General features: G+C 66.6%; 19 protein-coding genes. 8 read left to right on the top strand and 11 right to left on the bottom strand.

Translation table 11 applies throughout. From position 1 onward, the window contains the following. Position 1 precedes the first annotated feature (1 nt). Positions 2–1147: an MFS transporter gene (locus YWC_RS0117800; RefSeq protein ID WP_027866596.1), complete on the bottom strand. Its 1146-nt coding sequence runs from the start codon at positions 1145–1147 to the stop codon at positions 2–4. After that, positions 1144–1920 (bottom strand): DeoR/GlpR family DNA-binding transcription regulator, encoded by a 777-nt coding sequence (locus YWC_RS0117795; protein WP_027866595.1) that lies wholly within the window; start codon positions 1918–1920, stop codon positions 1144–1146. Before YWC_RS0117795 ends, YWC_RS0117800 begins: the two co-directional genes overlap by 4 nt. 180 nt (positions 1921–2100) lie before the next feature. Between YWC_RS0117795 and YWC_RS0117790 the strand changes: the two genes are divergently transcribed. The 4 genes from YWC_RS0117790 (at position 2101) to YWC_RS0117775 (ending at position 6405) form a co-directional block, all read left to right on the top strand. Beyond that, entirely contained in the window at positions 2101–3690 is a 1590-nt protein-coding gene (locus tag YWC_RS0117790; RefSeq protein ID WP_051306539.1) for a response regulator, read from the top strand. Between the two features lie 104 nt (positions 3691–3794). Then, positions 3795–4874 (top strand): sensor histidine kinase, encoded by a 1080-nt coding sequence (locus YWC_RS0117785; protein WP_051306538.1) that lies wholly within the window; start codon positions 3795–3797, stop codon positions 4872–4874. Then, positions 4871–5620 (top strand): LytR/AlgR family response regulator transcription factor, encoded by a 750-nt coding sequence (locus YWC_RS0117780; RefSeq protein ID WP_027866592.1) that lies wholly within the window; start codon positions 4871–4873, stop codon positions 5618–5620. The genes YWC_RS0117785 and YWC_RS0117780 overlap by 4 nt, the downstream gene beginning before the upstream one ends. A gap of 11 nt (positions 5621–5631) precedes the next feature. Next, on the top strand, positions 5632–6405 hold the full coding sequence (locus YWC_RS0117775) for a CPBP family intramembrane glutamic endopeptidase (RefSeq protein ID WP_027866591.1): 774 nt from the start codon (positions 5632–5634) through the stop codon (positions 6403–6405). Here the strand turns inward: YWC_RS0117775 and YWC_RS0117770 are convergent. Next, complete coding sequence (locus tag YWC_RS0117770) at positions 6402–7889, bottom strand: aldehyde dehydrogenase (RefSeq protein WP_027866590.1); 1488 nt, start codon at positions 7887–7889, stop codon at positions 6402–6404. The genes YWC_RS0117775 and YWC_RS0117770 overlap by 4 nt on opposite strands. Before the next feature lie 130 nt (positions 7890–8019). On the opposite strand from YWC_RS0117770, the gene YWC_RS0117765 reads away from it, so the two are divergent. After that, positions 8020–9483 carry a high affinity choline transporter 1 gene (locus YWC_RS0117765; protein WP_027866589.1) on the top strand — a complete coding sequence of 488 codons (1464 nt, stop codon included), beginning with the start codon at positions 8020–8022 and terminating at the stop codon, positions 9481–9483. Positions 9484–9632: 149 nt separating this feature from the next. On the opposite strand, the gene YWC_RS0117760 is transcribed toward YWC_RS0117765, so the two are convergent. The 4 genes from YWC_RS0117760 to YWC_RS0117745 all read right to left on the bottom strand — a co-directional run bounded on the left by YWC_RS0117760 (position 9633) and on the right by YWC_RS0117745 (position 15153). Next, entirely contained in the window at positions 9633–11075 is a 1443-nt protein-coding gene (locus YWC_RS0117760) for an aspartate aminotransferase family protein (RefSeq protein WP_027866588.1), read from the bottom strand. 28 nt (positions 11076–11103) lie between these two features. Further along, positions 11104–12474: a glutamine synthetase family protein gene (locus YWC_RS0117755; RefSeq protein ID WP_027866587.1), complete on the bottom strand. Its 1371-nt coding sequence runs from the start codon at positions 12472–12474 to the stop codon at positions 11104–11106. A 131-nt stretch (positions 12475–12605) separates the two neighbouring features. Then, positions 12606–13367, bottom strand: a complete 762-nt coding sequence (locus YWC_RS0117750; protein ID WP_027866586.1) for a gamma-glutamyl-gamma-aminobutyrate hydrolase family protein — start codon at positions 13365–13367, stop codon at positions 12606–12608. 430 nt (positions 13368–13797) lie between these two features. Then, positions 13798–15153 carry a S41 family peptidase gene (locus YWC_RS0117745; protein ID WP_027866585.1) on the bottom strand — a complete coding sequence of 452 codons (1356 nt, stop codon included), beginning with the start codon at positions 15151–15153 and terminating at the stop codon, positions 13798–13800. Between the two features lie 213 nt (positions 15154–15366). Here YWC_RS0117745 and YWC_RS0117740 point away from each other — a divergent pair, with 213 nt between their 5' ends. Together YWC_RS0117740 and YWC_RS29915 are read left to right on the top strand one after the other, a co-directional pair. Next, positions 15367–16008, top strand: coding sequence for a beta/gamma crystallin family protein (locus YWC_RS0117740; protein ID WP_027866584.1), 642 nt, complete (start codon positions 15367–15369; stop codon positions 16006–16008). Beyond that, complete coding sequence (locus YWC_RS29915; protein ID WP_307176559.1) at positions 15927–17597, top strand: methyl-accepting chemotaxis protein; 1671 nt, start codon at positions 15927–15929, stop codon at positions 17595–17597. The genes YWC_RS0117740 and YWC_RS29915 overlap by 82 nt, the downstream gene beginning before the upstream one ends. Before the next feature lie 29 nt (positions 17598–17626). On the opposite strand, the gene YWC_RS0117730 is transcribed toward YWC_RS29915, so the two are convergent. Next, complete coding sequence (locus YWC_RS0117730) at positions 17627–18436, bottom strand: hypothetical protein (RefSeq protein ID WP_027866583.1); 810 nt, start codon at positions 18434–18436, stop codon at positions 17627–17629. Positions 18437–18707: 271 nt separating this feature from the next. Between YWC_RS0117730 and YWC_RS29910 the strand changes: the two genes are divergently transcribed. Next, complete coding sequence (locus tag YWC_RS29910; protein ID WP_051306536.1) at positions 18708–19376, top strand: hypothetical protein; 669 nt, start codon at positions 18708–18710, stop codon at positions 19374–19376. A gap of 88 nt (positions 19377–19464) precedes the next feature. On the opposite strand, the gene YWC_RS0117720 is transcribed toward YWC_RS29910, so the two are convergent. The 3 genes from YWC_RS0117720 to dnaJ form a co-directional block, all read right to left on the bottom strand. Next, on the bottom strand, positions 19465–19830 hold the full coding sequence (locus tag YWC_RS0117720) for a nucleotide pyrophosphohydrolase (protein WP_027866582.1): 366 nt from the start codon (positions 19828–19830) through the stop codon (positions 19465–19467). After that, on the bottom strand, positions 19808–20503 hold the full coding sequence (gene can, locus YWC_RS0117715; protein ID WP_027866581.1) for a carbonate dehydratase: 696 nt from the start codon (positions 20501–20503) through the stop codon (positions 19808–19810). Before can ends, YWC_RS0117720 begins: the two co-directional genes overlap by 23 nt. Positions 20504–20709: 206 nt before the next feature. Next, positions 20710–21837: a molecular chaperone DnaJ gene (gene dnaJ / locus YWC_RS0117710; protein ID WP_027866580.1), complete on the bottom strand. Its 1128-nt coding sequence runs from the start codon at positions 21835–21837 to the stop codon at positions 20710–20712. Positions 21838–21858 lie beyond the last annotated feature (21 nt).

The following is a 21858-nucleotide window of genomic DNA, read 5'->3' as shown; positions in this document are numbered from 1 at the left end:
GTCAGGCACGGCGCTTGATCACCCCGGCGCTCAACGCGATCACCAGCCCCGACAGCGACAGCATGCCCAGCGCCACCATGATGCTCGCATGGGAGGCGATATAGCCCAGCACCGGCGGCGCCAGCAGCAGCCCGCCATAGCCCAGCGTCGCCACCGCCGCCACGCCCGCGCCGGCGCTCATGCCCGGGATGCGCCCGGCAGCACCGAACAGCAGCGGCACCACGTTGGCCGCGCCGATGCCGATCAGGGCGAAGCCGGCGGCCGACAGCAGGAAGTGGGTGCTCAGCACCGCCGTGGCCAGGCCCGCGAACATCGCCAGCCCGCCCAGCACCATCACGCGCATCGCGCCGAAGCGCAGGATCATGCGGTCGCCCGCGAAGCGGCAGGCCGCCATCGCGATCGAGAAGGCCGAGAATGCCAGCGCCGCCTGCGCCGGCGCGGCGCCGGTGCGCTCCTGCATCAGGAGCGCGCTCCAGTCCACCAGCGCGCCCTCCACCGCGAAGCACAGCAGCGCCAGCAGGCCCAGGCTCAGCGCCGCGCCGCGCGGCAGCTGGAAGTGGCTGCCCGCTTCATGCGTGGGCGCGAAGGCCATTACGCGCGGCGCCGCCAGCGCCAGCGCGACGGCGGTGAGGATGCCCATCGCCAGCGCGCCGCGGCCGTCGCCCCAGCCCTGGCCGATGAACAGGCCGCCCAGCGCCGCTCCCAGCAGGCCACCCAGGCTGAAAAAGCCGTGGATCGAGGACAGGGTCGGGATCCCGCGCGCGGCCTCGACCTCGCTGGCATTGGCGTTCATGGCCACGTCCAGAGCGCCGTTGCTGATGCCGAAGGCGAAGGCCGCCAGGAACAGCAGGCGCAGCTCGCTCACGCCCATGATCACGGGCAGCAGCGCGGCAAAGGCGAAGCCCGACAGCAGCACCATGCGGCGCGTGCCCCAGCGCGCGGTGAGGCCGCCCATCAGGGGCATCGCCAGCAGGGCACCGGCCGCGATGGTCAGCAGGACCATGGACAGCGTGCCCAGGTCGATGCCGGCGCGTGCCTGCACCACCGGCACGTGCGCGGCCCACAGGCCGATGCCGGCGCCGTTGAGCAGGAAGACGGTCGAGATCGACCAGCGCGCCGCGGACAGCGCGGAAGGATGTTGGTTCATGTGCGGGCTTTCGGGGCAAGCTGGAGGTCGAGTCCCGGATGCGCCTGGCGCAGGCGGGCGATGGTGTCGGGCGGCGCGTCGGCTTCGAGCACGAGGTGATCGAGTTCGGCCAGCCGGGCAAAGGCGAAGGGCGCGCTGTCGCCCAGGCGTTCGTTGAGGATGGCCGCCGCCCTGCGGGTGCTGCCGGTCACCATGGCGGCCTTGATGGTGGCTTCCTCGGCATCGGAAGCCGCCAGCCCGCGTTCCGGGTCGAGCGCGCAAACGCCGACGATGCACAGGTCGGCGCGCAGCTGCTGCAGCTCGGCCAGGGTCCAGGCGCCGAGCACCGCGCCGCTGCCGGCATGATAGGTCCCGCCCAGCAGCACGATGCGGGTGCGGCGGAAGTCGCCCAGCGCCAGCGCCAGCTGCGGGCTGTTGGTGACGATGGTCGCGGCCTGGCCGTCTTCGAGCAGGCGCGCCAGCGCGAGGTTGGTGGAACCGGCGTCGATCAGCACCGTGTCGCCTGGGCGGACGAGCGCACACATGGCCTGCGCCAACGTGCTCTTCCTGGCCGGGTCGCGTTCGACGCGCTCGCCGAAGCTGGCCTCGCGCGTGCGCCGCACCGCGCCGCCGTGCACGCGGCGCAGCAGGCCGGCGGCGTCGAGCTCGCGCAGGTCGCGCCGGATGGTGTCTTCCGAGGTGTCCAGGCGCTGGGCCAGCTCGGCCGCCAGCACCCGCCCTTCCCGCTCGACGGCCTCGATGATCGATTGCCGCCGTTCTTCTGCAAGCTGCATGTTCTCTCCTGATGAATCCGCATGATTCTACGCGAACATGCACAAACACGCACACAAACGCAAAAATACGGCAGATACGCGCTTCATTTTGCTGTCATGCATACAACATCTTCCTTCTTCATCCGTATGCGGGCTGTCAAGAAGTTGTTAAACTTCATCTACTTTAGTTAGAGAAACATCATGGACAAGTCCGCCTGCATCCTCATCGTCGACGACTACCTCCTGATCCGCACCCACGTGCGCCAGGTGCTGGCGGAACTCGGTTTCCTGAACGTGTTCCAGGCCGATAACGGCAAGACCGCACAGGACCTGATGCGCAAGCAGCAGATCGACATCGTCGTCGGCGACTGGGGCATGCCGGTGATGAGCGGGATCGACCTGCTCAAGTGGATGCGGACCGACCACCGCTACGCGAACACGCCGTTCATGATGCTCACCGCCGAAGCCAATCCGCAATCGGTGCGCACCGCGCTGCAGGCCGGCGTGAACGCGTACATGATCAAGCCGTTCACGGTGCACAGCTTCGCCTGCAAGTTCATGAGCATGCTGGGCGTGCAGCTGGAAACGGCGCCGGGCCCGTTCGCCCGCCAGGGCATATCCGCGCCTGCGCCCATGCCGAAGCCTGCGCCAGCGCCGCCGGCCGCCTCCGTGCTGCCCGAATCGAACGTCATCGGCCTGGATGCGCCGATCGGCGAGCGGGTGAAGAAATCGACGGTGCTGATCGTGGACGACATCCCGACCAACATCGAGGTGCTGGCCGGGGTGCTGAAGGACGACTATGCGATCAAGGTCGCGATCAGCGGCAAGAAGGCGCTCGAGATCGCGGATGCCTTCCACATCGACCTGATCCTGCTCGACATCATGATGCCGGCCATGGACGGCTTCGAAACCTGCCGCCAGCTCAAGGCCAACCCGAAGACGGCGCACATCCCGATCATCTTCCTGTCGGCGCGCGACGGCACCGAGGACGTGGTGGCCGGCCTGCGCCTGGGCGCGGTGGACTACGTGTCCAAGCCGGCCGACCCGACTATCCTGAAAGCGCGCTTGTCGGCCCACCTGCTGCTGGCTACCGCCATGCAGGACATCAAGCGCCAGAACGAACTCCTGATCGAGAATGCGCGCCTGCGCGAGGACGTCGAGCGCATCACCCGCCACGACCTGAAGAGCCCGATCGCCGTGGCGCTGCACGGCAGCCAGGCCCTGCTCGTCAGCCCGCTCACGCAATCCCAGCGCGAGCAGGCGCTCATGATCGAGACCGCGGCCGAGAACGCGCTCGAGATGATCAACCGCACCCTCGACGTCTACAAGATGGAACAGGGCAGCTACCAGCCGGCGCTTCAGATGTTTGACCTGGGCGAGATGCTGAAACGGGTCTGCCAGCAGGCCCAGTTCACCTTCGACAGTGGCGACGTCACGGTCGTCTACGACAAGCCGGATGAGGTGATGTGCCTGGGTGAGCCGCTGCTGTGCTATTCGCTGTTCAACAACGTGCTGAAGAACGCGATCGAGGCCTCGCCGCCGGCCGGCCGTGTGAGCGTGCATATCGCGCCCGGCTACGGCAACCTGCACGTCATGGTCGACAACGCCGGCGAGGTGCCGCAGGCGGCGCGCGAACGCTTCTTCGAGAAGTATGCGCCATCAAGCAAGATCGGCGGCAACGGCCTGGGCACCTACTCGATCCGCCTGATGGCCGAAGTGCAGGGCGGCAGCGTGAGCGTGGACACGGGCCACGGGCGCACCCGCCTGACCATCACCCTGCCCTGCCCGTAAGCAGGCCGGGCGCCCCACGCCGCATTTCCTCATTTCGGAACATGAATCCTGCAGTTCGTGACATGACAAGCCTGCTGCGCCCCATCGGGGGCGATACTCGGGGCATGAACACGACCGCTCCCACACTGATCCGGCCCGGCCTCATGTGGCGGCTCTACATCGCCGCCTGGACGACCTACGGGATTTTCATTTCCTTCGCCGACCAGCTGGACCTGGTGGTGGAGGGCCGTTTCGATGCGGGCCGCTGGCTGCTGACCTTCGTCAGCCTGCTTCCCTCCGCCCTCCTGCTGGCGCTGGCCTGGCCCCTGACCGGCTTCTTCGAGCGCCGCGCCTACCGCCTCACCAGCATCATCGCCATCCATATCCCGACCGCGTTCGTGTTCTCCGTGGTGTCGCAGACGCCCTTCTGGCTGAGCTTCCACACCACCAAGCCGATCAGCTGGTACGTCTGGCCGCTGCTCTACCACGTCATGACCTACCTGCTCGGCGCTGGTGTCTTCCACCTGATCCGCGCCAGCGAAGCCGCGCACCGGCAGGCGCTGGTGGTGAAGGATGCGCAGAACCTGGTGATCGCATCGGAACTGAGCGCGCTGCGCAACAAGCTCAATCCGCACTTCCTGTTCAACACCCTGCACTCGATCATCGCGCTCACCCAGCGCAACCCGGCGGCGGCCGAGACCGCGCTGTTCCAGTTCTCGGACATGCTGCGCTACGTGCTCGACACCGAGCGCAGCGGCAGCGACCGCGTGACCCTCGATGCGGAACTCGATTTCGTGCGCGACTACCTCGAGCTGGAACAGCTGCGCCTGGGCGAGCGCCTGCAGGTCGAGTGGGACCTCGACGAGGACGCGGGCGACCATCCGCTGCCGGCCCTCTCTTTGCAGCCGCTGGTCGAGAACAGCATCAAGCACGCCTTCAATCCGCACAGCCGGCCGGGCATCCTGCAGATCCGCACGCGGCGCGATCCGGCAAGCGGCGCGTTGACCATGACGGTGCGCGATACCGGTCCCGGCGCCGATCCGGCCGCCATCGCCGCCTCCTCCGGCCTGGGCCTGCGCACCATCGAGCGGCGCCTGCAGCTCGACTACGGCAGCCGCGCCGCCATGCGGGTGAAGAGCGCGCCGGGAGCCGGATTCAGCGTGTCGGTGACGATTCCGGCAGTCCGGGAAGAGAGCTACGCATGAGCACAAGAACCGCCTTTTTCGCCGAAGACGAACCGCTGGCGCGCGACGTGCTGCGCGACGCCATCTACGCCCATCCCGCCCTGCGCCTGGTGGGCGAGGCGGCCAACGGCGCGGATGCCCTGGACCGGATCACGCGCCTGCGCCCCGAGGTCGTGTTCATGGACATCCAGATGCCCGAGATGACCGGGCTGGAAGTGCTGCGCCGCCTCGACTACCTGCCGCAGATCGTGTTCACCACGGCCTACGACCAGTACGCGGTGACGGCCTTCGAACTGCATGCGGTGGACTACCTGCTCAAGCCCTTCACCCAGGCGCGTTTCGCGGCGGCCGTGGCGCGCCTGCTCGACGGTCCGGCCCATGCCCGCGACACCCTCGACAGCGCCCTGGCGCAGGCGGCAGGCGGGAGCGCGGCCCCGGCTCGGCTGGAACGCATCCTGGTGCGCGACCGCGGCCGCATCTTCCCGCTCGCGGCCGGCGAGATCGAGTACATGAAGGCCGATTCCAAGTACACGGTGATCGCGGCGCGTGGCCAGACCTTCCTGGTCCGCATCGGCATCTCCGAGCTGGAAAGCCAGCTCGACCCGGCGCGCTTCGTGCGCATCCACCGCTCGGCCCTGGTCAACCTCGATTTCGTGGAATCGATGCGCGCCGACGAGCAGTCGCAGCTGCAGATCCACATGCGCGACGGGACGGTGCTGGGGGCGAACCGGGATGCGTCGAAGGTCTTGCGCGACATGGCCATTTGAGTGCGGCGCACATGATGAACTTGCGCATGGTGGTGGAAGTCTTGATGCTGGTGGCCGCGCTCGGATTCGGCGCGCTGGCGATACGGCACTGGCGTGCCCAGGGGACGCCGCTATTGCGCGGGCTCGGCCTGGCGTGCAGCGCGCGCGCGGGACGCGACCTCATGGCGGGCATCGCGATCGCCGGCCTGGCCATGCTGGGCATTTTCTTGATCGAAGTAGCCGTGGGCGCGGTCACGACCTCGCCACGCCAGCAGTCATGGGGAGAACTCGGCAGCTGGTTCCTCGGCAAGTCGGCCGCCAGCCTGAAGGAAGAAGTCCTGATGCGTGGCCTGCTGTTGTCCGGCCTGGTACTGGTGCTGAAGGGACGCCGTACGCTGGCCATCCTGTTGTCCGCCATCGCGTTCGGCTGCATCCACCTGAGTAACCCGGGTGCCAGCCCGCTGTCGGTGCTCGGCAATACGCTTGGCGGCGTGATCTATGGCATGGCCTTCCTTCTCTCCGGCAGCCTGTGGCTGGCGATCGGCCTGCATTTCGCCTGGAACTTCGTCCAGGGCCCCCTGTTGGGCTTTCCCGTGAGCGGCATCGCGGCGGGCGGCCTGCAGCAGGTGCACGACGCCGGTCCGGCCTGGCTCAGCGGCGGCGCCTACGGACCGGAGGCCGGCCTGGTCGGGATCGCGTTCCGCTTCGTGATCATCGCCATGGTCGTGCTGTGGCTGACATCGGCATGGCGTCACGGGACAGGGCACGCAAGTCCTGTGTCGCGCTTCTATCGCCCCCGCTCCTAGCCGACCTGGATCCAGGTGGTCTTGAGCTCGGTGTACTTGTCGAAGGCATGCAGCGACTTGTCGCGCCCGTTCCCCGACTGTTTATAACCGCCGAAGGGCACCGTGATGTCGTCGTTGTCGTACTGGTTGACGTGCACCGTGCCGGCGCGCAGCGCGCGTGAAGTGCGGATCGCCTTGCCCATGTCCGACGTCCATACCGCCGCGGCCAGGCCGTAGGGCGTGGCGTTCGCCTGCCTGATCGCTTCGTCCAGGTCGGTAAAGGACAGCACCGACAGCACCGGCCCGAAGATCTCCTCGCGCGCGATGCGCATCGCGGGCTCGACGCCGTCGAACAGGGTCGGCTCGATGTACAGGCCGCCGCTGTCCTGGCGCGCCGCGCCGCCGCCCGCGAGCAGGCGCGCACCGGCCGCCTTGCCGTCCTCGATATAGCCGAGCACCGTCTTCATCTGGACCGGATCGACGATGGCGCCCATGACGGTTGCCTCGTCCAGCGGGTCGCCCGGGGCGTAGCGCGGCACCAGCGCCAGCGCCTTCTCCAGGAACGCATCCTTGATCGAAGCCTCGACGAACAGGCGCGAGGGCGCGTTGCAGCTCTCTCCCTGGTTGAAGTAGATCGATCCGATCGCGCTTTCCACCGCGGCGTCCAGGTCGGGGCAGTCGGCGCAGACGATGTTGGCGGATTTGCCGCCCAGTTCGGTCCAGGCGCGCTTCAGGTTCGACTGCCCCGCCATCTGCAGGATCTGCTTGCCGACCCGGGTCGAGCCGGTGAAGGCGATGCAATCGACGTCCATGTGCAGGCCGAGCGCGCTGCCGGCCTCGCCGCCATGACCGGGCAGGACGTTGAACACGCCCGGCGGCACGCCCGCCTCCAGCGCCAGCTCGGCCAGGCGCAGGCAGCTCAATGGCGCCTTCTCGGACGGTTTCAGGACCAGGCTGTTGCCGGCGGCGAGCGCCGGTCCGATCTTCCAGGCCGCCATCAGCATCGGGTAGTTCCAGGGGATGACCGCCGCGACCACGCCGACCGGTTCGCGCGTGACCAGGGCCAGGCTGTCCGCGCCGGTGGGGGCGACCTGGTCGTAGATCTTGTCGATCGCCTCGCCATACCAGCGAATGCAGTTCTGGGCCAGCTGCACGTCCACGCTCAGGCTGTAGCGGATCGGCTTGCCCATGTCGAGGGTTTCCAGCAGGGCCAGCTCGTCGCGGTGCGCCAGCATCAGGTCGGCGAAGCGGATCAGCACCCGCTTGCGCTCGCTTGGCGCCATGCCGGCCCAGCGGCCGTCCTCGAAGGCCCGGCGGGCGCTGGCGACGGCGGCATCGGCGTCCGCGGCACCGCAGCGCGCGACCTCGGCCAGCTTGCGGCCATCGATGGGGGAGATGCAGTCGAAGCGGGCATTGGTGCGCGCGTCGACGCGAAATCCGTCGATGAAGGCGCGGCCGTCGATGGCCAGATTGACTGCCCGTTGATGCCATGATGGAGTCGACATATCAATTTCCCTTCCTTGAAGTGCAACACTTGACCTTAAATACGAGCAAAGTTGATCCAACGGCCGAATTCTGCCTTTATAATCGCGAATTTTCCGCCCGATAATTCTTGCTTCCCGGAGCCACCACCGCATGAACACCACTTTGATCGTTTTCGTCGCGCTTTACATGCTCGGCACGCTGGGGCTCGGGATGTGGGCGGGTACGCGGATCAAGAATACCGCCGACTTCGCCGTGGCCGGCCGCAGCCTGCCGCTGATCATGGTGATCACCACCACCTTCGCCACCTGGTTCGGCGCCGAGACCGTGATGGGCGTGCCCGCCAAGTTCGTGCAGGGCGGCCTGAACGCCATCATCGAGGATCCGTTCGGGGCCGGCATGTGCCTGATCCTGGTCGGCCTGTTCTTCGCCAAGAAGCTGTACAAGCTGAACCTGCTCACCATCGGCGACTATTACCGCCAGCGCTACGGCAAGGGTATCGAGATCTTCTGCTCGGTGGCGATCATCCTGAGCTACCTGGGCTGGGTGGCGGCGCAGATCACCGCGCTGGGCCTGGTGTTCACGGTGCTGACCGGCGGCGCGATGTCGCCGGCCATGGGCATGCTGGTCGGTACCCTGGCGGTGCTGGTCTACGTGGTGGTGGGCGGCTTCCTGGCGGTGGCGATCACCGACTTCGTCCAGATGATCGTGCTGGTGGTCGGCATGAGCATCATCGCCTTCTTCGCGGCCGACCTGGCCGGCGGTTCCGACAAGGTGCTGGCAATGGCCCAGCAGGCCGACCTGTGGCGCGTGCTGCCGGAGCCTACCTTCACCGACATCGCCTTCTTCGTGGGTGCGGCCGTCACCATGATGTTCGGCTCGATCCCGCAGCAGGACGTGTTCCAGCGCGTGATGTCGGCCAAGGACGCGCCCACCGCGCGCACCGGCGCCGTGATCGGTGGCGCCAGCTACATCCTGTTCGCCTTCGTGCCGATGTTCATCGTCGCCGCGGCCGTGGTAGTGATGGGCAACTCGGCGATGGAGATCGCCCAGAACGACTACCAGCGCCTGCTGCCGACCTTCATCATGACCAAGATGCCGCTGGTCATGCAGATCCTGTTCTTCGGCGCCCTGCTGTCGGCGATCAAGAGCACCTCGTCGGCGACCCTGCTGGCGCCGTCGACCAGTTTTGTCGAGAACATCCTCAAGAACCTGCGTCCGGGCATGAGCGACAAGCAGAACCTGCTGGCGATGCGCATCACCATCGTGATCTTCGCGGCCCTGGTGCTGACCTATGCGATCGCGATGGAAGGCACCTCGATCTACGAACTGGTGTCGAGCGCTTACCAGGTGACCCTGGTGGGCGCCTTCGTGCCGCTGTTGATGGGCCTGTACTGGAAGCGTGCGACCACCCAGGGCGCGATCGTCTCGATCGGCGCAGGCATCCTGGTGTGGCTGCTGTTCTTCGAAGGCGTGACCACCTGGGGCGAGCACTTCCCGGGCCAGCTGGCAGGGCTGCTGGCGGCCTTCGTGGGCATGTTCGCGGGCTCGCTGGCGCCGCAGTTCGTTCGCAATGGTGGTGAGCCGACGAAGCATATCGTTGGGTCGAGCGCCTAAGCTAACGCTGTACCTGCAAAATTGGGTTCCGGCCTTCGCCGGAACGACGGTTTTAAAGCTGGTGGACAGAGATAGCATTACGTTTGGCTCGCACCCTCAGCACGTCATCCCGGCGAACGCCGGGATCCAAGTTCGTCGCGCACCGTTAGCTACGCCATCCACCCCTTCCCCACCACCTCCTCCAGCGTCAAATCCAGGCAAACCCCGATCCGCTCCACCATCTCGTCGATCTGCGCCCGCGTGATCGACAGCGGCGGCGCCACGATCATGCGCTCGCCCACGGCGCGCATGATCACCCCGTTGTCGAACATGTGCTTCCGGCACAGCATCCCCACCGCCTGCTCCGCCGGAAAGGCTTCGCAGTCGTGCACGGTGGCTCCCTTGCGTCGCACCAGGTTCAGCCCCGCCGTCATGCCGCAGGTCTCGGCATGCCCGACCAGCGGGTGCATGGCCAGCGAGGCGAAGCGCGACTTCAGGTGCGGGCCGGTCTCCAGCGCCACCCGCTCGACCAGGCCTTCGGCCTCGATGATGCGCAGGTTCTCCAGCGCCGCCGCGCAGGCCGAGGGGTGGCCGGAATAGGTGAAGCCGTGGTTGAAGTCGCCGCCCTTCTCGATCAGGACGTGGGCCACGCGCCCGCCCACCAGCACCCCGCCCAGCGGCACGTAGCCCGAGGTGACGCCCTTGGCGAAGGCGATCAGGTCGGGCTGGAAGCCCATCAGCTCGCAGCCGAACCAGGTGCCCAGGCGCCCGAAGCCGCAGATCACTTCGTCCGACACCAGCAGGATGTCGTACTTGTCGCAGATGCGCTGGATCTCGGGCCAGTAGGTCGCGGGCGGGATGATGACGCCGCCCGCGCCCTGCACCGGTTCGCCGATGAAGGCGGCCACCCGCTCCGGCCCCACTTCCAGGATTTTTTCTTCCAGCCAACCGGCGGCAAGCAGCCCGAACGCGGCTTCGCTCATGCCGCGCCCGTGTTCGGCGTAGCTGGGCTGGTCGATGTGATCGATGCCGGGAATCGGCAGCCCGCCCTGCGCGTGCATGCCGGCCATGCCGCCCAGCGAGGCCCCGGCCATGGTACTGCCGTGGTAGGCGTTGCGGCGGCTGACGATGACTTCGCGATCCGGCTTGCCGGCCAGTTGCCAGTAGCGCCGCACCATGCGCACGATGGTGTCGTTCGCTTCCGAGCCGCTACCGGTGAAGAACACGTGCTGGAACTGGGGAGGAGATAGCCGGGCCAGCAGCGCCGCCAGCTTCACCGCGGGCACGTTGGTGGTGTTGAAGAAGCTGTTATAGAAGGGCAGCTGCAGCATCTGCGCATGCACCGCGTCGGCGATGCTGGCGCGGCCGTAGCCGGCGTTCACGCACCACAGGCCGGCCATGCCGTCGATGATCTTCTTGCCTTCGGAATCCCACAGGTAGACGTCGTCGGCGCGCACGATCACGCGCGCGCCGCGCTCCCTCAGCGCCGCGTGGTCGGTGAAGGGGTGGAGGAAATGGGCGCTGTCGAGGCGCTGCAGTTCCTGGGTGTCATAGGTCTCGCGTGCCTCGGGCGTGGTGACGCGCAGCGAGGCGACCGGGGTATTGGTGGTCATGATCGACTCCCATTGTCGTGTGAACCGATTACACGTGCAGGAGCAGGTGTTCCCGCTCCCACGGGCTGATGACGCGCATGAATTCCTGGTGCTCGAGGTCTTTCACCGCGGAATAGACGTCGATGAAGCGGTCGCCCAGCGCTTCGCGCAGGCGGTCTTCGCGGCGCAGCAGGGTGATGGCCTCGGACAGGCCCTGCGGCAGCTCGACCGGCATGTCGTAGGCGCTGACCTCGACCATCTGGCTCGGCTCGACCGCGTCGAGCATGCCCAGGTAGCCGCAGGCCAGGGTGACGGCCAGCGCGAGGTAGGGATTGGCGTCGGCGCCGATCACGCGGTTCTCGATGCGCCGGTCCTGGGCGCCGGACACCGGCACGCGGAAGCCCACGGTGCGGTTGTCCATGCCCCACTGCAGGTTGATCGGCGCCGCCGAATGGCGCACGATGCGGCGGTAGGAATTCACGTAGGGCGCGATGATGGCCATCGCCGAGGGCATGTAGCGCTGCAGGCCGCCGATGTAGTGGCGGAAGGCGCTCGAAGGCGTGCCGTCGGGATTGCTGAAGATGTTGCGGCCGCTCTCGAGGTCGACCACGCTCTGGTGCACGTGCATCGCCGAGCCGGGTTCGTCCGCCATCGGCTTGGCCATGAAGGTGGCGTACATCTCGTGCTTGAGCGCGGCCTCGCGCAGGGTGCGCTTGAAGTAGAAGACCTTGTCGGCCAGGCCGAGCGGGTCGCCGTGCAGGAAGTTGATCTCCATCTGGCCGGCGCCGATCTCGTGGATGAGCGTATCGACGTCGAGGTTCATCATCTCGCAGTAGTCGTAGATGTCCTCGAACAGCGGATCGAATTCGTTGACGGCGTCGATGCTGTAGACCTGGCGGCTGGTCTCGGCGCGGCCGCTGCGGCCCACCGGCGAGCTCAAAGGCAGGTTCGGGTCGATGTTCTTGGCCGTGAGGTAGAACTCGAGCTCCGGCGCCACCACCGGCTTCCAGCCACGCTCGGCGTACAGCTTGAGCACGCGGCGCAGCACGCTGCGCGGCGCGTAGTCGACCAGCGTGCCGTCGGAGAAGTAGCAGTCGTGGATGACCTGGGCGGTGGGGTCGACCGCCCACGGCACCATGGTGATGGTGGTGGGGTCGGCCTTGAGGATCATGTCGCGGTCGGTGGCCGCGATGGCGCGGTTATAGGATTCGTCGCGCTCGGGGGTGTTGCCGGTGACGGTCATGCCCAGCACCACTTCGGGGATGCGCATGCCGCGGTCTTCGGTGAACTTCACGCGGGGGAGGATTTTTCCACGGGCGACGCCGGTCAGGTCGGGGACCAGGCATTCGATTTCGGTGACCCGTTTCGCGTTGAGCCACTCCTCCATGTCGGTGTAAGAAAAATTGTCGCGGATTGCCATGATTGCCTCACTGTCTGGTTCGGATCGAGTGCGCACCGCCGGCGCAGGCCGGGTGCGCTCGCACATCAGGCAGGAAAGCTAGGGGACGGCGTCGCTGGACCAGGGAAAGGCCGCCTCCGGGGTGTGGATGTTCATGCGCCCCTCTCTTTTTTCTGCTGCTGGTATTCGCGGCAGGCCTGGCCGAAGGCGCCGAACATCTTCATCGAATACGGGTTGTGCTGGATGCGCCACTCGGGGTGCCATTGCACCGCCAGCGTGAAGCCGGGCGCGGTGGAGACCGAGAAGGCTTCGACCAATCCGTCCTCCGCTACCGCTTCGACCGTCAGGCCGGGCGCGAGTTCGTTGACACCCTGCCCGTGCAGCGAGTTGACCGGAATCTCCGGCACGCCGAGCATGCGCTCGAGGCAGCCGCCCGGCGTGAGCGTGACGTTGTGAGCGTCGCCGTACTGCTCGTCCATGCCGAGTTCGGGATTCTCGCGGTGGTCGAACTTGCCGGCCACCGTCTGCACCGCCTGGTGCAGGCTACCGCCCATGGCCACGTTCATTTCCTGGAAGCCGCGGCAGATCGCGATGATCGGGATGCCGCGCTTGACCGCTTCGCGGATCAGGGGCAGCGTGGTCTGGTCGCGCGCCGGATCCTGCGGCAGCGAGGGATCGAGCACTTCCTCGGAATAGTAGCTGGGATGGACGTTCGAGGCCGAGCCGGTCAGCATGATGCCGTCGCACAGGGCCAGCATGGTTTCCAGATCCAGCGAGGCGCCCAGCGAGGGCAGGATCATGGGGGCGCAATCGGCGCCGAGGACGACGGCGTCGACGTACTTGTGCTGGGCCGCGTGATACGGGTGTTCGCCGAAATCACGCGTGCATGCGGGGACGAATACGATGGGGCGCATGGTCTCTACCTTGTCGTGAAGCGCACGAAACCATGATACGAGCATTCCGGTCCGGGCGCGAGTGGCCTATGACTCAGATCAAAGCGCCAGGTTGACGAAGCAGCCGGAGCATGCTTCCTTCCTGCTGATCTGCCTGAGGGTGAATCCCATAGCAAAAGCTTAACGGTAACTCGAGAAGCATGCCAACACGGTAAGAACCTATCCCAGTAGGGAGGAGGAAGCTGGCGGCGATGCATGGCAAGCGCGGGCAAGGCGCGAGGAGGCCGCATGGCTAGCCATGCAACGACGAGCAACGCTGCCCCCGCTTGCCAGGCGCGCCGAAAGCGACTCATTCCCTGCTGGGATAGGTTCTGGAGGCAGAGAAGCGGCGAAATACTATTTCATGCAAGACTCTTCCATGAAATTTTATTTCGCCACGGAAATTACCTCCTTACTTCTTCAGTGCCGCCAGCGCCGCCGCCAAGACGGTATCCCGGCCGCGGCGCAGGTCGGCCACCGTCGGCGCCGCCTTGACGGTCGGCTGGATGCCGTGACCGACCCAGGCGCGCCCGTCCGGATAGGTGTCGGCCTTGGTGCAGATGCGCGCCACGCCGCCGCCCGGCAGGTTAATGAACAGCGGCTGGCCGGTGCTGCCGCCGGTCGCCTCGCCCACGATCGGTCCGCGCCCCATGCCCTCATAGGCCACCATGAAATCTTCCGCCGCCGAGTAGGTCGCGCCTGAAGTCAGGACCGCGACTGGGCCCTTGAACAAGCGCTTGCCGTCGGGTTGGCGATCGTTCAGCTTGCCTTCGAAGTCCGGCATCGGGCGCTTCCATGCGCGGTAGGACGGCAGGTACTGGCGCGTCGCCCATTTGCCGGTTGCGAAAGGCTTGTCGGTCAGCGTGGCCAGTACGCGCCAGCCTTCGGACGAATTGCCGCCGCCGTTGTTGCGCAGGTCGATGATCAGCGCCGAACTCGCCGCGATCTGGTCGAAGGCGGCGAGGAAGGCATCGGCGGCCCGGCTGTCGCCGAAGCTGTTCAGGGCCACGTAGCTCACGTTGCCCGGCAGCTTGCGCAGCTCGAAGGGTGGATTGCCGCCCGCCGCCTTGCCGAAGCTTTGCGCGTCGACGCGCTTCGCCTCCAGCTTTACGGTCTTGCCGTCGGCGTGCCGGAAGGTGAGGCGCGGCGCCTTGTCGCGCGGGCCCATCAGGAACTGGTAGCCGTACACGCGGATATCCCTGTCCTGCGGGGTGGATGCGCTCACATAGGGCGCGATCTCGCGCTGGGCATAAGCGACGACCGGCTCGCCGTCGACTTCGACGATCTCGGAACCCGGGACCACGCCGCCCGCTTGCAAAGCCGGGTCGAAGACCTCGCGCACCAGCACCCTGCCCTCGACCAGGTGCGTCTTCATGAGCGGCCGCGCCATCATCGCGTTGCGCAGCTCCGGCCCGGGATAGACATTGGTATGCCCGTCCTGAAGCTTTGCGCACAGCTCCATCAGCACGCGGTAGTAATCGGCGGTGGAGGTGGCGGCGCGCACCTTCGGGATAGTTTCGAGGTAGAGCCGGTCCCAGTCGAGCTCCTTGAGCTTGTCGACGTACACGAAGTTGTACTTCACCTCGGACCAGAATTTCGACAGGCCCGCGATCTTCTCGTCTTCGCTGATGTTCTCGCGGTAAGGCGAGCCGAGTGCGGGCGAGTCGAACAGCAGCGCCTCGCGCGCTTCACCGGGCTTGGCGTCCTGCGCGAAGGCTGCTCCGGACAAGGCCGCAAAGACTGCGGCGGCGATGATGCGACGTACCATAGTTTCTCCCTAGTTCTTTTGAATGAGGAGATTCTACGGAGAACAGATTGCAAAACGACAGTAAATGCGACAGCCTGCAGGTTTGTCGGAGCAGGCTGCACGGCGTATGCGGTAGCAATCTGTTACAGCTCGGCCGTGCACCGTGTTCAAGCGGTTTGCGTTATGGAAGGAAAGCCGGGTGCGCGTCGCACCCGCAACGTACCTGGAGAAAATATGAAACCCTTGTTCGCCGTCCTGGCCTTGCTGGCATCGCTGAACCATGCCGCTGCCGGCGAGATCTCGCTGTTCACCGATGCGGACTTCCGCGGTCGTCCGCTGACCCTGCGTGGCCCGGTCACGAACCTGGACGGGATCGGGTTCAACGACCGCGCCTCCTCGGCCATCGTTCAGTCGGGCACCTGGGAAATCTGCGAGCACAAGGATTTCGGCGGCCGCTGCATCGTGCTGGAGCCGGGCCAATACCGGATGTTCGAGGGTTTCAACGACGTGGCTTCCTCGGTGCGTGAACTGGAGCGCGGACGCGGACGCGATGGATACCGTGACCGTGACCGGCGCTACGACGAGGGCGGGTGGGGACGGCGCGATCCTCGAGGCGGCGATCGGCGCGGCCCGCCGGTCGAGCTGTTCGCCGACCGCCATTTCGGCGGCGAGGGCATCATGCTGGAAAGCGATGTGCACAGCCTGCGTTCACGCAATTTCAACGATCGCGCGGGCTCGATGATCATCCGCGAAGGCGAATGGCAGCTGTGCGAGCATGACGATTACCGCGGCCGCTGCATCGTCTACGGGCCGGGCCGCTATTCGTCCCTGCGCGGCCTGGACGGCATCGCTTCGTCGCTGCGCAGGGTGCGCTGATCCCGGCCGCCTTCCTGTATTCGCATTGCCCGCGCGCGTCGCCGCGCACCAGCCCAGCCGGTACTTCTACCGGTTGGGCACTCAGCCTGATCGAGAATGTTGTCGAGGGTAATAACGTCCGCCTCGACAAGGCCAACGACATGCGCGATGCGCAGCGCCGCATCTCGTACAACATGCGCGATCTGATCCTGACGACCGATGATGCCAAGATGGATGCCGTGGACAAGGCCATCGGGGCCGCCTGGAAAGACTACGACAGCGCCGCGGCCCAGCTGGCGCAGATGGTCACGCGTGCCGAAACGCAGGGCGCGCTCGATCGCATCGCCGTCGCGCGTGACCGCGCCGCCCCGCTGATCGAGCAAACCAGGGCACTGGCGCGCGCCAACAGCAATGAAGAGAGCCACGTCCTCCTGACCTCGAAGGTGATCCCGGCGGTGACCCTCTGGCAGGAAGAAATGCAGAAGGTCATCGACATTCAGGAGGCGAACAATCACCAGGACCAGACGGCAGGTCAGCAACAATATGCGCAGGCGCGCCTGTGGCTGATCGCCCTGGGCGTGGCGGCGCTGGTGCTCGCCGCCTTCATCGGCTGGGCCATTTCCCGCTCGATCACCCGGCCGATGGCGCGCGCCGTCGAGGTGGCGCGCACGGTCGCCGCCGGCGACCTGACCAGCCACATCGAGGTCGATTCGCGCGACGAGACCGGCCAGCTGCTAGTGGCGCTGAAGGAAATGAACGCCAGCCTCAGGAACATCGTCGGCCAGGTGCGCAGCGGCACCGAGACCATCGCGACCGCGTCGTCCGAAATTGCGACGGGCAACCTCGACCTTTCCGCGCGTACCGAGCAGCAGGCCGGCTCGCTGGAAGAGACCGCCTCGTCGATGGAGGAGCTGACCAGCACGGTACGCCAGAATTCCGAGAACGCCCACCAGGCCAACCAGATGGCGCTGACGGCGTCCGAAGTGGCCAGGCGCGGCGGCGCCGTGATCGCCGACGTGGTCGTGACGATGGGCGCGATCAAGGCATCCGCCGACAAGATCGTCGACATCATCGGCGTCATCGACGGCATCGCCTTCCAGACCAACATCCTGGCGCTGAACGCGGCGGTGGAAGCCGCCCGCGCCGGCGAACAGGGCCGCGGCTTCGCCGTGGTGGCATCCGAAGTGCGCACGCTGGCGCATCGCTCGGCCAATGCGGCCAAGGAGATCAAGGCGCTGATCGATACCTCGGTGGCGAACGTCGGCGAGGGCAACCGCCAGGTGGTGCAGGCCGGCGCGACGATGGACGAGATCGTGACCAGCGTCATGCGCGTGACCGACATCATGGGCGAAATCACGATGGCCAGCCGCGAGCAGGAAACGGGCATCGGCCAGATCAACCAGGCCGTCAGCGAGATGGATACCGTGACCCAGCAGAACGCGGCCCTGGTGGAAGAAGCCGCGGCGGCCGCGCAATCGCTGCAGGAACAATCGGCGCATCTCGCGCAAGTGGTCAGCGTGTTCCGCCTGGACGGCGCGCCACAGGGGTCCCAGCCGGCGCGCGGCGCGCGCCAGGAGCCGCGCAGCGCGCGTGCACTGGCGCTGGCGTAAACAGCGCGGAAAGCAAGGCGTCGTGTCGTTCAGCGCAGCGCCAGCACGTAGACACCCGGCCGCGCACCGGGACGCGACACGATCCAGTCCTCGCCAGTCCCGCCGCCGGATGCAGCGGCGCAGTCCCAGGCCGCGGCCGCCGGCGCAAGGTGGCAGACGGAGAGGGCCGGCAGTACCGGCATCCGGGACTTTGGCAGCACGAAGAACACCTGGGCGTCGAGCGGCACAAAGGTACTGACGAATTCGAAGCCATCGACGACCGCCCCGCCCACGTCGTGCAGCGGCACGTTTTCCGACCAGCGGCTGCGCCAGGACAAGGTGTAGCCTACCGGCTGGCTGGCGGGAAAACCCGGCAGGACCGTTACCGGCGGCGTCAGTTTCGCCAGGCCGGCGACGCAGGCAGCCGAGTGCGCCGGCAGCGCGGCGAGGAAGGCGATGCCCATTTTCCATTCTGGCTTGACCAGCCCGCTCGGCACAATGGGGCCATTCACGCCCCGATAATCGCGGATGCCAACCTGCAGGCGCAGCGCCATCGCCGTCTCGCGCTCGACCCCGGCGGGCGACACCAGCGCATGCACCTCATAGGACGGATTGCCCATGCGCGAGGGCGAGCTGGTCTCCAGGCCGCCCGGCTGCGCTGCGGGGCCCGTGGGCGCCACGCTGCCGCAGTACGACATGACTTCCTGGTAGCCGGCCCCGACGCCGGCGGCGGCCGTGGCGACGGCCTCTTCTCCTGCGCCGCCGCAGCCGGACAGCGCGGCACACGAGAACGCGACCATGGCAAGGATCGCGGGCAGGACCAGGCGGGGGTTGTGTTGGGTATCGGTGTGGCGGTGCATGCAAGCTCCAGGGTGGCTGAAAGGAGCTGCAGCATGCTTGACCGGACCAGGTAGCGCGAGGGGGCATGCGACGGATGCGGCGGCGCAGGGAGCGGACCCGGCGATCCAGCGGATGGACCGCCCGGCGCGGCGCCGGGCCCGCCATTCCCCGGAACGCCGCATCCATTCCGCAAAAGCGTGCATCCGTCGCGGCAGGCCTGTCCGGCCCCGGACGAAATTCCTAGAATGCGCCCATCGAACACCTTCGCCACCGCCTCACCAAAGGACAACCATGAAAAAGCTCGGCCTCCTCCTCCCGCTGATCCTCGCCACCGGCTGCGGCAGCACCAACAGCTATCTGGCGCAGAAGAACACCAGCGTCGAGATGTACCATATCTTCGACATCAAGACCTCCGCCTCCACCGCTACCATGGCGCGTGCTGCTACTGCGGGCCTCGGCCGCAACACGAACAGCGTCAGCGCCAACACGCCGCTGCAGCTGGGCGTGACCGTGCCGGACACGCCGGGACGCTTCACCATCACCGACCTCGGCGCAAAACTGGGCAATACGGGCATGGGGCCGCTGCTGCAGATGGCCTCGATGCAGAACGGTGGTGCCGGCATCAGGATGGCCAACTGCGAAGGCGCAGCCTGGACGGCGCGCGCCGTGCGCAGCATCGCCGGGTCGAGCAACCTGACGCTCTATGCATGCCTGTACAAGTACAGGGCCGGCTACCACCTGGACACCTATGCAGTGTTCGAGAAGACCGAAGGCGGGCTGCAGCAAGTGTCGCGCGACCTCGCCAGCCGCCTGGTCGGCACGCCCGAGGAATGGGTCACCAAGACCATCCACGACATGGTGCGCAGCATCGAGACGGCGGCCCAGGCCAAGGCCAGGTACGTCGAAGGCCAGCCGGAACTTGGACCCGAGCCGGCCATCGCCCAGCTCGAGCGCGGCTGAGCGGACGATCCGCTGCCCGGGAGCTTGATGAACAAGGCTGGCCGGTGCTGCCGCCGACCGCGCGGGCTCGATGATCGTCCTTGCCGGCCTACTTGTACTCGTCATACTTGCGCGCGTCGCCGCGCACCTGCTCGGCCGGGTACTTGGCCCGGTTGAGCACCATCTTCTCCTGCACCGCCGCAAAGAGGTCGACGTCGAGCTTGTCGGCCAGGCGCACCAGGTAGACCAGCACGTCGGCCATCTCGTGCCGCACCTGTACCAGCTTGTCCGGACCGAGTTCCTCGGGCCGGCCATGCTGGAGCCACTGGAAATGCTCCAGCAGCTCGGCCGCCTCGACGCTCAGGGCCGAGGCGAGGTTCTTGGGCGTGTGGAACTGGTCCCAGTCGCGCTCGTCCACGAAGGCGCGGACGAGATCGCGCAGCCGGATGAGATCACTGTCCGCGGCGTTCGTCACGCACCTGGTCTCCATCGAGGTAGCCGGTGAGGACGCGCTGCAGCTTGGGCGCGATCTCATCAAAGCTGCTGACCGTGATGCCGAGGTCGCGCAGCAGGCCGTCGTGCACGCCGTAGACCCAGCTGTGGATGGTCAGCGGCTGGCCGCGTTCCCAGGCGTCGCGCACGATGGTAGTCTGGGCCACATTGATCACCTGCTCGGCCACGTTCAGTTCCACCAGGCGGTTGACGGCGGCGCGGCCGACCACGTTGCCGAGGTACTTGCCGTGCTTCTCGCGCACGTCGCGCACGTGGCCGAGCCAGTTGTCGGCCATGCCCACACGGGTGCCGGTGAGCGCTGCGCCGACGCCCGAGCAGCCGTAGTGGCCGCACAGGATGATGTGCTTCACCTTCAGCACGTCGATCGCGAACTGCAGCACGCTCAGGCAGTTCAGGTCGGAGTGCGCGACCACGTTGGCGATGTTCCGGTGCACGAACAGTTCGCCCGGCAGCATGCCGAGCAGTTCGTTGGCGGGCACGCGGCTGTCCGAGCAGCCGATCCACAGGTATTCCGGCGCCTGCTGTTCCGACAGCGCCTTGAAGAAGTTCGGGTCTTCGGCCACCATCGAAGCGGCCCATTTGCGGTTGCGTGCGAAGAGCTCTTCTGCGCTCACGCCCGTCGTGTTGTTATCCATTATTCTCCCTGGTTGATGCGTGCTGAATGGCCGAAAGTATACCAGCAGGCGAAAAAAAACCGCCGAGGGCTTTTGCCTTCAGCGGTTTCCCTGGTTCGATTTCTCGGAGCGGCTAACAAACCCCGAGGGCAAGGCGCATCGTCGAAGACAGTACGCTAGTACGGCGAGACGATGCAACGCAGCCATCGGGGAATTGTTAGACGCTCTTACTCGAAGAAGTCCTTGACCTTGTCCATCCAGCCTTTGCTCTGCGGGCTGTGCTTGGCGCCACCCTCGGTGGTCGAGCGTTCGAACTCGCGCAGCAGATCCTTCTGCTTGTCGGTCAGCTTGACCGGGGTCTCGACGACCACGTGGCAGAACAGGTCGCCGGTGTAGCCCGAGCGGACGCCCTTGACGCCCTTGCCCTTGAGGCGGAAGGTCTTGCCGGTCTGGGTGCCTTCCGGCACCGTGAACGACACCTTGCCGGTGAGCGTAGGCACCTCGATCTCGCCGCCCAGCGCCGCCTTGGCGAAGGAGATCGGCATCTCGCAGTGCAGGTCGTCGCCCTCGCGCTGGAACACCGGGTGCGGCTTGATGTGGATCTCGACGTACAGGTCGCCCGCCGGTCCCCCGTTCGTCCCCGGCTCGCCGTTGCCGGTCGAGCGGATGCGCATGCCGTTGTCGATACCGGCCGGGATCTTCACTTCCAGCGTCTTGTTGCGCTTGATGCGTCCGGCGCCGCCGCAGGCCGCGCAGGGTTCCGGGATGATCTTGCCGCTGCCGTGGCACTTCGGGCAGGTCTGCTGGATGCTGAAGAAGCCCTGCTGCATGCGCACCTGGCCGTGGCCCGAGCAGGTGGTGCAGGTCACGGGCTGGGTGCCCGGCTTGGCGCCGCTGCCGTGGCAGGTGTCGCACTTGTCCCAGCTCGGCACGCGGATGGTGGTCTCGTAGCCGTGGGCCGCCTGCTCCAGGGTGATCTCGAGGTTGTAGCGCAGGTCGGCGCCGCGGTACACCTGCGGACCGCCGCCGCCACGGCCGCGGCCGCCGCCGAAGATGTCGCCGAAGATGTCGCCGAAGGCATCGCCGAAGCCGCCCGCGCCGCCGCCGAAGCCACCGCCGCCCATGTTCGGATCGACGCCGGCATGGCCGTAACGGTCATAGGCCTCGCGCTTCTCCGGATTGGTCAGCATCTCGTAGGCTTCCTTGACCTCCTTGAACTTCTCTTCCGCTTCCTTGTTGTCGGGGTTGCGGTCAGGATGGTATTTCATCGCAAGCTTGCGATAAGCCTTCTTGATGTCGTCTTCCGACGCGTTCTTGGCGACCCCGAGGATCTCGTAAAAATCACGCTTTGCCATTGGCGGCACCTTGCTTGTTGA

The organism is Massilia alkalitolerans DSM 17462 (assembly GCF_000427785.1).
GTDB classification, from domain to species: Bacteria; Pseudomonadota; Gammaproteobacteria; order Burkholderiales; family Burkholderiaceae_D; genus Telluria; species Telluria alkalitolerans.
Note: the sequence above shows the minus strand (reverse complement) of the source record. Positions and strands in the feature narration are given on the sequence as shown.

Excerpts from the sequence above, each read along its gene's own strand:
- YWC_RS29910 (WP_051306536.1), top strand. The coding sequence starts at position 18,708 with ATGAAAAAGCTCGGCCTCCTCCTCCCGCTGATCCTCGCCACCGGCTGC.
- YWC_RS0117770 (WP_027866590.1), bottom strand. The coding sequence starts at position 7,889 with ATGTCGACTCCATCATGGCATCAACGGGCAGTCAATCTGGCCATCGAC.
- YWC_RS0117760 (WP_027866588.1), bottom strand. The coding sequence starts at position 11,075 with ATGACCACCAATACCCCGGTCGCCTCGCTGCGCGTCACCACGCCCGAG.
- YWC_RS0117795 (WP_027866595.1), bottom strand. The coding sequence starts at position 1,920 with ATGCAGCTTGCAGAAGAACGGCGGCAATCGATCATCGAGGCCGTCGAG.
- YWC_RS0117775 (WP_027866591.1), top strand. The coding sequence starts at position 5,632 with ATGATGAACTTGCGCATGGTGGTGGAAGTCTTGATGCTGGTGGCCGCG.
- YWC_RS0117750 (WP_027866586.1), bottom strand. The coding sequence starts at position 13,367 with ATGCGCCCCATCGTATTCGTCCCCGCATGCACGCGTGATTTCGGCGAA.
- YWC_RS0117745 (WP_027866585.1), bottom strand. The coding sequence starts at position 15,153 with ATGGTACGTCGCATCATCGCCGCCGCAGTCTTTGCGGCCTTGTCCGGA.
- can (WP_027866581.1), bottom strand. The coding sequence starts at position 20,503 with ATGGATAACAACACGACGGGCGTGAGCGCAGAAGAGCTCTTCGCACGC.
- YWC_RS0117765 (WP_027866589.1), top strand. The coding sequence starts at position 8,020 with ATGAACACCACTTTGATCGTTTTCGTCGCGCTTTACATGCTCGGCACG.
- YWC_RS0117800 (WP_027866596.1), bottom strand. The coding sequence starts at position 1,147 with ATGAACCAACATCCTTCCGCGCTGTCCGCGGCGCGCTGGTCGATCTCG.
- dnaJ (WP_027866580.1), bottom strand. The coding sequence starts at position 21,837 with ATGGCAAAGCGTGATTTTTACGAGATCCTCGGGGTCGCCAAGAACGCG.
- YWC_RS0117755 (WP_027866587.1), bottom strand. The coding sequence starts at position 12,474 with ATGGCAATCCGCGACAATTTTTCTTACACCGACATGGAGGAGTGGCTC.
- YWC_RS0117740 (WP_027866584.1), top strand. The coding sequence starts at position 15,367 with ATGAAACCCTTGTTCGCCGTCCTGGCCTTGCTGGCATCGCTGAACCAT.
- YWC_RS0117780 (WP_027866592.1), top strand. The coding sequence starts at position 4,871 with ATGAGCACAAGAACCGCCTTTTTCGCCGAAGACGAACCGCTGGCGCGC.
- YWC_RS0117730 (WP_027866583.1), bottom strand. The coding sequence starts at position 18,436 with ATGCACCGCCACACCGATACCCAACACAACCCCCGCCTGGTCCTGCCC.
- YWC_RS0117790 (WP_051306539.1), top strand. The coding sequence starts at position 2,101 with ATGGACAAGTCCGCCTGCATCCTCATCGTCGACGACTACCTCCTGATC.
- YWC_RS0117785 (WP_051306538.1), top strand. The coding sequence starts at position 3,795 with ATGAACACGACCGCTCCCACACTGATCCGGCCCGGCCTCATGTGGCGG.